The organism is Streptomyces sp. NPDC096324, assembly GCF_044763015.1.
Classification (GTDB): Bacteria; Actinomycetota; Actinomycetes; order Streptomycetales; family Streptomycetaceae; genus Streptomyces.
In genome coordinates, this window is sequence record NZ_JBIWFK010000003.1 from 407,632 (window position 1) to 419,628 (window position 11,997).

Consider the following 11,997-nt stretch of genomic DNA (forward strand, 5'->3'; position numbering starts at 1 on the left):
GATCCCAGCGGGAACCGGGCTCGCTGCTTCCCACTACTTCTTTACACGAACAGTCTTTGTGGACCGTGTCTCGAGGGTCATCTCGTCGGCCTCCGCGACACGCGCTTTCAATCGCACAGTACCTGCCGCGACGTCGACGACGTCCACCACCTTCGCGAGCAGTTTCGCAGTATCGGCGTTTCCGGAGGTTCCGGCGAGTTGAACGGCCCGTCCCAGCTTGGCCGTTGCTCCATCGACATCTCCCGCTTTGCGAAGGTCGAGACCCTGTTGGATGACTTGTGCCAGTTCGGCCTGACCCGTGTAGTGCGCGACCTGCGGATTGATGGTCGTCGAGGCGGCCATGTCGTCGGTCCACACGGCCCGTACGAGCCCCTGCGCCCCGAGGTTCTGCACGCTGCCGTCGCCCTGCGGGATCACCAGCGACACGCGGGCGGCGAGCATCTCCTGGCCGATGCCCGCCGTGGGGACCTGGACGCACACGTGGTAGTCGCGGGACTCGTCGCCCCAGGAGCCGGTCGGATAGTCGCCGGCCCGGGGTCCGGCACCGGTGCGACGGTCCGTCAGTTCCTCGACCGTGGGCGCCACTTGCTTGACGAACTTGATCTCGGTGCCGACCGGCGTCCACACCCGCAGGGCCACGTCGGCGACCTCCTTGCCCATGGCCGTCTCCATCATGTGCGTGAAGTCGGCGGCGAGGGCCGCGGGGTCGGCGACGATGTCGGCGGTGCCGAGCAGCGCCGAGGCGATCCCGGTGACCTCCTTGACCTCCCAGTCGGTGCCGACCCCGCGGGCGTCGCAGGTGAAGCGTCCGGCACAGGAGTCCAGCGCGGCCCGCAGGTCCTCGGGCGACTCGTGCTCGTTGCGGCCGTCGGTCAGCAGGATGCCGTGCCGGATCGCCACCTCAGCGGAGGACAGCAGCCGGTCGGCCAGCCGCAGCCAGGTGCCGATCGCCGTGCCGCCGCCCGCGCTCAGCTTGCGCAGCGCCTGCTTGGCCTGGTCACGGGTGGACGCGTCCGCCACGGCGAGCCGTCCGTTGCCCGGGTAGACCTCCTTGGCGACGTGTGTGCCGCCGATCACGGCGAAGTGGACCCCGTCGCGCAGGGTGTCGATCGCGGCGGCCGTCGCGTCGCGGGCGTTGCGCATCTTGGCCGACGGGTAGTCCATCGAGCCGGAACAGTCGACCATGATCGCCACGGCGGCGTCCGGTCCCTGGCCCGCCGTGTACAGGTGCGGCGCTGTGACCGCGGTTCCGATGGTGCCGCCGCCGGTGGCGCTCACCGTGACGATCGCGTTGACCTCGCGGCCGCCCTCCGGCAGGTACTCGTTCTGGTACACGTCGACCGAGAACTGCGGCGCGTTCGACTTCGAGAAATTGGCCATGCCTTCTCTGTCCCCCTCGGGCCTCCGCCCCCTGCGGAGGTGCTGACTGTGTGCGGACCGGTCCCCTCCGGTCCGCGGCCGCCCCCGTTCGCTTGCGGCCTCAGGCCGATCCTGCCCCCTGGGAGGGGGCGGGGAACGGCAGGACGGCCACTGTTACGTTGTCGTGGCCCCCGCCGTCCAGGGCGTGACCGACCAGGACCCGGGCGCTGTGCAGCGGCCTCTCGGCGGCGTCGAGGGGTACGGCCTCGGCCATCTCCTCCGCCGTCTCCGCGTAGTTCCACAGTCCGTCGGTGCACACCACGACCACACCGGGCCGGTCCGGCTTGAACGAGACGGTGTGCGGCTCCAGTTCGTAGGCGTCGGCGCCGAGCCAGCCGGTGATCGCGTGGGCGCGCTCGTCGGCGTACGCCTCCGCCTCGTTCATCAGGCCCGCGGCGACCATCTGCGCGGCCCACGAGTCGTCCTCGGTGAGCCGCGCGGGCGTCGAGGTGCGGTCCACGGGAACCCAGTAGACGCGGCTGTCGCCGACCCAGCCGACGATCAGCAGGGAGGGCGTCACGAGGGCGCCGACGATGGTGCAGGCGGGCGCGTTCACGTGCGGCGCGTGCTCGCCCTCCGCGGTGGACGGGCCGGCCAGCGCGTTGACGGCCTCCGAGGCCGCGACGATCGCCTCGTGCATGGCCTGCTGCGGATGCGTGCCCAGCGGAAGAGCCGCGAGGAGCGACTCGTTGGCCGCGTGGGAGGCGGCGAGCGACGCCTCGTCGGGGCGGGTCGCGGAGGAGACCCCGTCGCAGACGATCGCGACGACCGCGGGAGAGCCGTCGGGCAGCGCGGTCGAGGAGACCGCGAACGCGTCCTCGTTGCGGTGGTGGCGCAGACCCCGGTCGCTGACCGCGGCGACCGCGCCCAGCTCCTGCTCCATGTGGTCCCGTTCCCGTGGCTGCGCGTGCCCGCAGTTCTCGCAGTAGCCGTCGGTGTCCACCTGGCCCGCACGGCAGGCCACGCACAGCTTGGCGCCCGCCGCGGGCACCGGGAGGTCGCCGGTGCGGGGATCGGCGGGGACCTCACGGTCCGGGCCGTCGGCCGGAGGGGCGAGCGGGTACTCGTCGGGCTCCGAGGGCCGGTCGAACCGTACGCCCGAGGGCTGCCCGGCGGGCCGCTTGGCGCCGGCCGGCCGGACGGCCGCGGGGTCCCCCTGCGGATGTCCGGGGTGCTCCGGGTGCTCAGGATGGGGCAGTTCGGAACCACCCGAATCGGTGCCCGGGATGTCGGCGGCACGGTGCACCGGCGCGGGCGTGTCCGTACTGCCGGTCTGCCGCGGCCGTGGCCAGTCCACGGACGGGGCGGCCGGCGGCAGGTCGGGCGACGTGCCGTTCATGGCGATCGTGGGGTGGTCCTGCGGCGGTGCGGCCGCCGTCGACAGGTCGTAGCCGCACGCACCGCAGAAGCGGTCGGCCGCGTCCAGCGGCTCCTCGCAACTGGGGCACCGCGAAAGGGCCGTCGGCTGGGGCATCTGGGACATCAATCACACCCACGTCCGGGGGCGGTAACGGTTTGCACGTTCCACCAGGTCGATCCTCTCCTCGCCGCCCCGCGCGAGCCGGGCCAGCGTCCGGTACGAACGTTCGAGGCCGAAACGGAGGCCACGTTCGTCCAACTCACTGCCGAGCAGCGCGGTTCCGCCTCCGGAAGCCGGAGCGGAACCCTGGCTACCGGAGAGTACCCAGTCCAGCGCGCAGCCGAGGACCTCCGTCGACAACTGCTCGCGGCGCACCGCGTCCAGACCGAATCCGTCGAGCGCCTCCACCTGCCCGGCCGCGGCCGTCAGATCGTCGAGGAACGGCGCCGCCGTGTCCGTGACCGGCCGCTGCCGCAGCCGCGCCCGCACGGCGGCGACACGCGCCGCCGTGTAGTGGATCGACGACTCCGGCACGGACTCCAGGGTGCGTACGGCACCACGGCGGTCCCCCGCCGCGAGCTGCACCCTGGCCAGCCCGAACGCCGAGCTCACATAGCTGGGGTCGGTCGTCCACACCAGCCGGTAGTACTCGGCGGCGTTGTCGAGCTGACCGAGCACCTCCGCGCACACACCGAGGGCCAGCTTGGGCGCGGGCTCGCCTGGGAAGGCGTCGTAGACCGCGTCGAAGGACAGCGCCGCGGTCTCGTTCTCGCCGGTCGCCAGCGCCGTGACACCGCGGTACCAGACCACCCGCCAGTCGTCCGGGTGATCGGCCTCCAGCGCGTCGACGGCCGAGCCGGCGCCGCCGAGCTCACCCATCTCCAGGCGGGCGCGCAGCTCCCGCAGCCGCAGCTCCGGCGAAGCGGCGGGCGCGGCCCGCAGCGCGGCGATCAGCTCCGCGGGCGCGGACGCCATGAGCCCCGCGAGGAAACCGGCGTTCGGGTCGGCCGGGTCCACCCGCGGCACCGGCAGGGCGAGCGCGGTGGCCGCCGCCGGGACGGGTCTGACCAGGGCGGTGGAGGGCGGCGGACCGGGCGGCAGCGGCCGGCCTCCGTTGACCGCCGCGGGCGGCCGGGACGCGCCCTTCTTCCCCCGTACGGGGACCACGCGGGCCCCCAGCCGTGACACGTCCGCGGCGGCCTTCCCGAACAGCTCGGTGTCGGTGACCCTGGTCTCGGGTCCGAACAGCGTCGACAGCGCGGGCCGCGCCCGCCCCGTCTGGAGCGAGACGACCTCGCGCAGCACGCCCGTGAGCTGCTCGGACATCTCCTGCGCCGAGGAGAACCGGCGGGCCGGGTCGGGATCGGTGGCGCGGACGAGCAGCCGGTAGAACGACTCGTACTGCCGGAAGACCTCGATGTTGTCGGGGTCGGGCAGGGAGTCCACGAAGACGTTCGTGTAGCCCTGGAAGTCGAAGGCGAGGACGGCGAGCGTCCGCGCGACGGTGTAGAGGTCGGAGGCGACCGAGGGGCCCACCTCGGCCACCTCGGGGGCCTGGTAGCCGACCGTGCCGTAGATGGCCGACTCGTCGTCGTCCATCCTGCGCACCGCGCCCATGTCGATCAGCTTGAGCTGGTCCTCGGTCTGGATCGCGTTGTCGACCTTGAAGTCGCAGTACAGCAGGTTGCGGCTGTGCAGATGGCCGAGCGCCTCCAAGGCCTCGATGCCGTACGCGCAGGCCTGCTCCACCGGCAGCGGATCGCGTTTGCCGTCCGGGGTGCGGCGCCCGTTGGCGAGCTCCTTCAGCGACTTGCCGCCCACGTACTCCATGACGATGTACCCGTCCAGCGAACCCGTCCGCTGGTCGAGGTGCTCGACGAAGTTGTAGATCCGCACGATGTTGGCGTGCTCGATCTCCGCGAGGAAGCGCCGCTCGGAGATCGCGGCCGCCATCGCGTCCTGGTCGCCCGTGTCGAGCAGACCCTTGAGGACCACCCAGCGGTCGGACACCGCGCGGTCGACGGCGAGATACACCCAGCCGAGCCCGCCGTGCGCCAGACAGCCCATCACCTCGTACTGGCCGTGCACCACGTCACCGGTGCGCAGCTTCGGCACGAACGAGTACGGGTGGCCGCACTTCGTGCAGAACCCCTCGGTGCGGCCCGGCAGGTCACCGCGCGAACGCCCCACCGGGGCACCGCAGTCGGAGCGCGAACAGAACCGCTTGCGCTCGGGCACCTCCGGGTTCTCCAGCACCATCTCGCGGGGATCGGGCCGCGGGACGCCCGGCACCTCGACGAGCCCGGCGCCGAGCCGGCCCCGCCCCGAGGACGCCGTGGACGAACCGGAGCTGCGCACCGACACCGACCGGCCCGTCGACCGGCCCGACAACGACCGCGACAGCCGTCCGGAGACCGAGCGCCGCGACTGCGAGGAGCGCGACGTACGCGTACTGGAGCGTGAACCGCCGCGCACACTGCCGCTGTCGGAACCGCCCGCGCCACGGGCGGAGGAGCCGGACGACGCCGCACCCGCGCCGGACCCGGGCACGCCGGCGGACCGGGCGGATCCCGGTACGGGTTCGGCGGGGGCGAGGCCGCAGGTGTCGCAGTACAGCTCGCCGCCTCCCATGTCCTCGTACGACCCGTCGCAACCGGGCCGGCCGCACGTCCGCTCACTCACCGGCTGCTCGCTCACACCGCATCCCCTTCAACGCTCACGCGTCGGGCCCCCTCCGGTCCACACGGTCATGAGGACCGCCCTGCTCCGGCACCTGCGGACTCAGCACCTCGGCCGCCGCCCGCTGATAGCGCAGGACCGCCTCCTCCGCCACCCGCAGATCACAGGGCGCGCTCCACAGCATGCGCCGGGCCGCGTCGTAGCGCTCCACGAGGAACGGGTCCTCGGCGAAGCCGAGCCGGGCGGCCTTCGCCTTGTACGCGTCGAGGCGGCCGCGCAGCTCGGCGCGGACCGCCAGTGGCTGGGTGACCGCCGTCAACGACTCGCGGGCGCGCAGGAGTTCGTCCTCGGCCTTCTCCTCCAGCGCCTCCAGCAGCGGCGAGAGGCGGTGCCACTGCGCGTGCCTGCGGTACTCCGCGGCCGTCGCGAGCTGCTCCTGGAGCGCCGTCGGCGGACCGCTGACGGCCGGCACCTCGGACGCGGCGATCTTCGCGAGGACCTCGCCGCGGGCACTGCGCGCCTCGGCGAGCGTGCGGTCCGCGCGGCTGAGCACGTCCCGCAGCTTCACCAGCCGCGCCTCGGCGTCCTGGCGCACCGTCAGGACCGCGTCGATCTCCCGGCGCACCTCTTCCAGGGCACGCGCCTCGCGGTCGTACACCGTCGTGTCCGGGCGGCCGCCGCCCGGCGCCGAACTCCCCTGCGCGGGAACCCAGAAGTCGAGCGGGTCGGAGACCACACGCTCGCGCAGGGCGGTCAGGGTCCGGGTGATGCGCTCCAGGTCGTCGCCCGAGGGGTGCTCGCCGGGGCGCACGCCCACGGAGTGCGCGAGCGCCCGGGTGCGCTGGAGCTCCGCGGCCAGTAAATCTATGCGGGCGGGCAGCGCGGACCACACGGCGTCCGCGGTCACGACCATGTCGAGCGAGGCCGCGTACAGCTCGTTCATCCGGTCCACCAGGCCCGCCAGCGAGAACCGCTCGCTGAGCTTGCCGGTGCCGGCCAGGGTCGGCGCGTTCGCGGTGGCCGTGGTGGAACCGGCGACCGTGATGCCCGAACCGCGCAGCAGCTCGGTCAGCTCGACCAGGTCCTCACGGCTGGACCAGCGCCTGCGGGAGCGGATCTCGCGCGCGGAGCGCAGCGCGTCCGCGTACGCGTCGAAGTACGCCCACAGCAAGGTGATCGACGCCTCCGCGGATGCCCAGCGCTCCTTGGTCGTGCCGGTGAGTTCGGCGCCTTCCAGGAGTCTGCGGCCCGCGTGGTCCTGGAGGGCGAGGAGCGAGGTCTCGATGGCCTCGTGCTCCGCGTCCAGGCGCGCCAGCGCACGGTCCGCCTCGTCCCGGTCCATCACCGGCCCGGGGGGTCCCGTGACGCCCATCGATCACCTCTCGTTCTCGTGCGTTCCCGGCGGCTCGGTGTGTGCCGCCGGACAACTCTCCAGTCGTATCAGGTCGTTTGCTTGTACTGGGCGACCGGCGGGTTCTCCGAGGGGGAGTCGGGCCCGAGGGTCGGAGCGAGCCACTTGTCGTACGACTTCCGCCAGCCGTCCTTGACGTAGTCGGCGAGGATCCGGTTGACCCGGCGTACCAGGTCGTCGTCCGAGCCCTTCTTCATCGCCACGCCGTAGAACTCGGTGGTGAAGGTGCCGCCCTTGAGCGCGACCGTGGGGTCCTGGGCGGCCTGGCTCGCGGCGAGCGCCCCGTCCGTCACCACCGCGTCGGCCTCGCCGAGCTGGAGCCGCACCAGGCAGTCGAGCTGGTTGGGCACGGGAGGGGAGACCTTGGCACCGGAGGCGAGTCGGCCCGCCTTCCGGTCGGCCGTCAGTCGTTCGTAGGCGGTGGAGCCCGACGCCGAGCAGATCCTCTTGTCGGCCAGGCTCTTGTCGTACCCCGTGACGGAGGACCGCGCCGGGGCCAGCACCTGCTGGCCGGTCTTGAAGTAGGGCGCGGAGAACGCGACCTGCTTCAGGCGGTCGCAGTTGATCGTCATGGTGCGCACGACCATGTCGACCTTGCCCTTCTGGATCGCGGGGATGCGCTGGCTGGTCGGAATCGCCCGGAACTGGACGGCGTCCGGATCGCCCAGGATGTCCTTGGCGATCGCGTGGACCAGGTCGATGTCGAAGCCCTCCAGGTTGCTGCCGGCCTCCGGATTGTTCGGATCGCGGTAGCCCCAGTGGTAGCTGTTCTGGTCGACGCCGACGATCAGCCGCCGGTCCGAGCGGTTCTTGATGGCCTCGATCGTCGGCCCGTCCGCGCCCGAGGGGGCGGGACTCAGGTTCTGCGGGTCGGTGCACTCCGCGGCCCTGGCCTGGGTGCCCCGGGCCAGGCCCTGTCCGCCGGCACCCGTGACGCCGTCCCCGTGCGCGGAGTTCGGCAGCAGCAGCGCGAGGACGAGGGCCGTCGCACAGGCGAGCGCCATCGCGCCCACGCCGCCCCAGCCCCTCAGGCTCGCCCGCAGACGTCGTGCGTTCATCGCCGCTCCCCCTCTCACCGGTACTCCGAAAGCCTGCGGCCGATGCCGAGCACCGCGCCCGCGGCGGCCAGCACGGCGAGGACCGCCGCGCCGAGCGGGAGGCCGGTCATGGCGTCCAGGCCGCCGCCCGCGGCCCGCTGGAACTCGTCCTGCTCGTGCGTGAGCGCGATCCCCAGGTTCTTGTCGACGCCGTCGAAGCACTCACCCGTGGGCTTCTTGTCGGGGGAGCCGATGACCCGGTCCAGCGCGAGCTGGTACTCGCCGTTGTTGTCGGCCTCGCGGGCCTCCGCGTGACGCTGCTTCCAGACCTTCATGTTGGCGGTCGCGGCCTCGACGGGCCGCTCGCCCGAGCCGTCGTTCGCGAGGTCCGCCGCCACGGCGAGACCTCGGGTGAGCGTATTCATGTCCTGGTCGAAGTCGTAGTCGTACACGTCGACCGTCGTCTTGTCGGCCAGCGTCTTGGTCTCGGCGCCCCGGCTGACCAGGGTGAGGTTCTCGTTGCCCCGCGCCTTCAGGGACGCGATCTGCGCGTCGTGCAGCACGTTCAGGGAGCGGACCCCGTGGTCGTACGACTCGTTCAGCCCGGACCGGGCGACCGTGTGGCCGACGGTGAGCCACAGCAGCACGGCCAGCGACGCCGCGGTGGCGGCGGCCATGCCCTGGTTCAGCACCCGGTTCGTACGGTGGTAGTTGCGCCGCTGGGCCCAGGCGAGGGCGCCGAGCGCGACGACTCCGAGCGCGATCGCGGCCCACGGGTAGGGCTTCGCGTCGGCGTAGTCGGCGTTCAGCCGCCGGTTCTCACTCTTGTAGAGCTGCTCGGCCTTCGGGAGCATCTCGTGCTGCATCGTGTCGTTCGCGTACCGCAGATACGCGCCGCCCAGCGGGTAGCCCTGCCGGTTGTTGGCGCGGGCCCGCTCGATCAGGCCCTTGTACTCGGGCAGCAGTTCGTTGAGCCGGGAGATCGTCCTGGCCGCGGAGGAGCCCGGCTCGGAGCTGTTGGCCGCGGTGATCAGCTTCGCGGCCGCCGTCCTGATGTCCTCCTCGTAGCGGTCGCGGGTCTCCTGCGACTCCTGACCGCCCGCCAGGAAGCCGCTGGAGGCGGCGGTGTTGGCGTCGGCGAGCGAACGGTAGATGTCCGCGGCGCTCGCGCTCAGCGGCTGGCTGCTGTGCAGCACGTTGTCCGCTGCGGCCGAACGCTCCGTCATCTGCCAGGCGGTGATCGCGCCGAACGCGACGACCAGCAGGGCGAGGAAGGCGCCGATGATCCGCAGCCGCCCCGGCTCCGTCGTCGCCGCGGCGCGCAGCCGGTCCACACCCTCCGCCCACGCCGTGCGCCGCGGTGCGGCTTCGGGAGCCGGCGGGGAACCCGTCGGGGCGCCGAACCCGCCCTGGGCCAGGGGGGATCCACCCGGCGGCCGAGGAGGCCCGGACTGGGCCGGCACGGCCGGCATCGTGGGCGCGCCCCGCCCCGGTGGCGCCGCGCTGCCCTTCGGCGGGTGTGTCACTGTCGACCTCCCCCATGGTCATCCGCTCGGGCACGCTCACCGCGGACGCGGTGGGCGCGCGGCCGACCGGCGTACGTGCACGGCGGCAAGTATCGCCGCCCTTACCGGCATCCGCACAGGCCTTGCCTGGATCTTGTTCGGATCACGGCGCAGCACGATTCCCCCGTGCCACCCCCCTTCTCATGAACACGTGTTCCGGATCGGTTTGGTTCCCGCCCCTCCGCGCCAGGTCATGGCGGTCCCGGAGCCCCGGGCGCCGCCCCCGGCGCCCGGGTCCCGCGGGCCTCCTCAGACCCGTTCGTAGAAGGCCCGCACGCGCGCGTGGATCTCGCCCGCGGCCCGGACGTGGTCCAGACCCAGGAGCGCGGCACCCAGGACCGGCGGGGCGGTGACCACCCGGGGGACCGCCTTGGGCGCGCGGACGGCCAGGAGTTCGCGGACCCGGTCGTCGAGCCGGGGATGGCGGGCGGCGAGGATGCTGCCGCCGAGGAGGACCGGGGTCTCCTCGGTGAGCAGACCGAGGCGGTTCAGGGCGACCGTCGCCATCGCGACCACCTCGTCCGCGAGACGGTCGACGAGCGCGCGGGCCACCGGGTCGCCGTCCGCCGCCGTGGCGAACAGGACCGGGGTCAGCTCGTGGCGCCGCGCGTTCGGGATGTGCTCCAGGTGCAGTGCCTCGATGAGCGCGTACATGGAGTCCAGGCCGAAGTGCGCGGGCAGGGTGCGGGCCAGCGCGGTCTCCCCGCCCCGGCCGTCCTCGGCCCGTGCCGCGTGCCACAGGGCCTCCTCCGCGAGGCCCCAGCCGCCGCCCCAGTCGCCGGAGATGCGGCCGATGGCGGGGAAACGGGCGGTGCGGCCGTCGGGCCGCATGCCGACACAGTTGATGCCGGCCCCGCAGACCACGGCGACACCGCGCGGCTCGGCGATCCCGGCCCGCAGGATCGCGAAGGTGTCGTTGCGCACCTCCACCCCCGCGCCCCACGCGCGCGCGTGCAGCGCGGCGGCCAACTGCTCCTCCTCCACCGGCAGATCGGCGTTGGCGAGACAGGCGGAGACGTGGGCGACGGAGGTGACGCCCGCCTCGTCGAAGGCCCGTCGCACGGCGTCGGCGACGGCGTCCACCGCCGTCTCGACGCCGACGGCGGGGGGCCGGAACCCGCCCCCGCGCGCGGTGCCCGCCACCGTGCCGTCCGCGGCCACCACGGCGACGTCGGTCTTGCTGTTCCCCGCGTCGATGGCCAGTACGAGACCCGCGGGACCGGACCCGGCGGCCGTCCCGGCCCCGGTTTCCGTTGACGTCATGCCCACGCGAGGTGCTCCCGGTTGTGCGCGATCAACTGGTCGGTCAGGGTGTCGGCCAGGGTGTACTGGCCGACCAGGGGGTGGGCGAGCAGTGCCCGGAAGACCCGGTCGCGCCCGCCGCGCAGGGCGGCGTCCAGGGCGAGATCCTCGTACGCGGTCACGTTCGCCATGAGTCCCGCGTAGAGCGGGTCGACGGCCGGCACCGGCAGCGGGGCGGTCCCCTTGGCGCCGACCGCGGCCTGCACCTCGATCACGGCGTCGTCCGGCAGGAACGGCAGGGTTCCCCGGTTGTACGTGTTCACCACCTGGTAGGGGCTGCCGCCCCCGCCGAGCAGCGCGGCGGCGAGGTCGACGGCCGCCTCGGAGTAGTACGCGCCGCCCCGTTTCGCCAGCAGCTCCGGCTTCTCGTCGAGCGCCGGGTCGCCGTACATGGTCAGGAGCTGCCGTTCCATCTCCGCCACCTCGGCGGCGCGGGAGGGCTTGGTGCGCAGTTCCCGGACGACCTCGTCGTGCGCGTAGAAGTAGCGCAGGTAGTACGAGGGGACCACGCCGAGGCGCTCGACCAGGGTGAGGGGCAGACGCAGGTCCGCGGCGACGGAGTCGCCGTGCTCGGCGAGCAGCCGGGGCAGGACGTTCTCGCCCGCGGGGCCGCCCAGGCGCACACCCGTCTCCCAGGTGAGGTGGTTGAGGCCCACATGGTCGAGATGCACATCGGTGGGGGAGACCCCGAGCAGCGCGGCGAACTTCCGCTGGAAGCCGATCGCCACGTTGCACAGGCCGACCGCCTTGTGGCCGGCCTGGAGCAGGGCGCGCGTCACGATGCCGACCGGATTGGTGAAGTCGATGATCCACGCGTCCGGGTTGGTGCGGCGGACCCGCTCGGCGATGTCCAGGACCACCGGAACCGTGCGCAGCGCCTTGGCCAGTCCGCCCGCGCCGGTCGTCTCCTGTCCGACGCAGCCGCACTCCAGCGGCCAGGTCTCGTCCTGCTCGCGGGCCGCCTGGCCGCCGACGCGCAGTTGGAGGAGCACGGCGTCGGCGCCCTCGACCCCCGCGTCCAGGTCGGAGGTGGTGACGATCCTGCCGGGATGGCCCTGCCGGGCGAAGATCCGGCGGGCCAGGCCGCCGACGAGCTCCAGGCGTTCGGCGGCCGGGTCGACGAGGACGAGTTCCTCGACGGGCAGGGTGTCCCTGAGCCGGGCGAAGCCGTCGATGAGTTCGGGGGTGTAGGTCGACCCTCCGCCGACCACGGTGAGTTTCATG

At 73.0% G+C, this 11,997-nt stretch carries 8 protein-coding genes; all 8 read right to left on the reverse strand.

From position 1 onward, the window contains the following. Window positions 1-33 precede the first annotated feature (33 nt). Window positions 34-1,380: a VWA domain-containing protein gene (locus ACIQ7M_RS09240; protein ID WP_355763095.1), complete on the reverse strand. Its 1,347-nt coding sequence runs from the start codon at window positions 1,378-1,380 to the stop codon at window positions 34-36. A gap of 100 nt (window positions 1,381-1,480) precedes the next feature. After that, a complete protein-coding gene (locus ACIQ7M_RS09245; RefSeq protein ID WP_403641628.1) occupies window positions 1,481-2,902 on the reverse strand; it encodes a protein phosphatase 2C domain-containing protein in 1,422 nt (473 codons plus the stop codon). A gap of 3 nt (window positions 2,903-2,905) precedes the next feature. Beyond that, on the reverse strand, window positions 2,906-5,410 hold the full coding sequence (locus ACIQ7M_RS09250; protein WP_403642218.1) for a tetratricopeptide repeat protein: 2,505 nt from the start codon (window positions 5,408-5,410) through the stop codon (window positions 2,906-2,908). Between the two features lie 85 nt (window positions 5,411-5,495). Continuing rightward, on the reverse strand, window positions 5,496-6,830 hold the full coding sequence (locus ACIQ7M_RS09255; protein WP_403641631.1) for a hypothetical protein: 1,335 nt from the start codon (window positions 6,828-6,830) through the stop codon (window positions 5,496-5,498). A gap of 68 nt (window positions 6,831-6,898) precedes the next feature. Then, window positions 6,899-7,927 carry a glutamate ABC transporter substrate-binding protein gene (locus ACIQ7M_RS09260; RefSeq protein WP_355763086.1) on the reverse strand — a complete coding sequence of 343 codons (1,029 nt, stop codon included), beginning with the start codon at window positions 7,925-7,927 and terminating at the stop codon, window positions 6,899-6,901. Window positions 7,928-7,941: 14 nt separating this feature from the next. Next, window positions 7,942-9,378 carry a hypothetical protein gene (locus ACIQ7M_RS09265; protein WP_403642220.1) on the reverse strand — a complete coding sequence of 479 codons (1,437 nt, stop codon included), beginning with the start codon at window positions 9,376-9,378 and terminating at the stop codon, window positions 7,942-7,944. A gap of 342 nt (window positions 9,379-9,720) precedes the next feature. Beyond that, window positions 9,721-10,734 carry an N-acetylglucosamine kinase gene (locus tag ACIQ7M_RS09270; protein WP_403641634.1) on the reverse strand — a complete coding sequence of 338 codons (1,014 nt, stop codon included), beginning with the start codon at window positions 10,732-10,734 and terminating at the stop codon, window positions 9,721-9,723. Beyond that, on the reverse strand, window positions 10,731-11,996 hold the full coding sequence (locus ACIQ7M_RS09275; RefSeq protein ID WP_355763081.1) for a 6-phospho-beta-glucosidase: 1,266 nt from the start codon (window positions 11,994-11,996) through the stop codon (window positions 10,731-10,733). The genes ACIQ7M_RS09270 and ACIQ7M_RS09275 overlap by 4 nt, the downstream gene beginning before the upstream one ends. Window position 11,997: the final 1 nt, after the last annotated feature.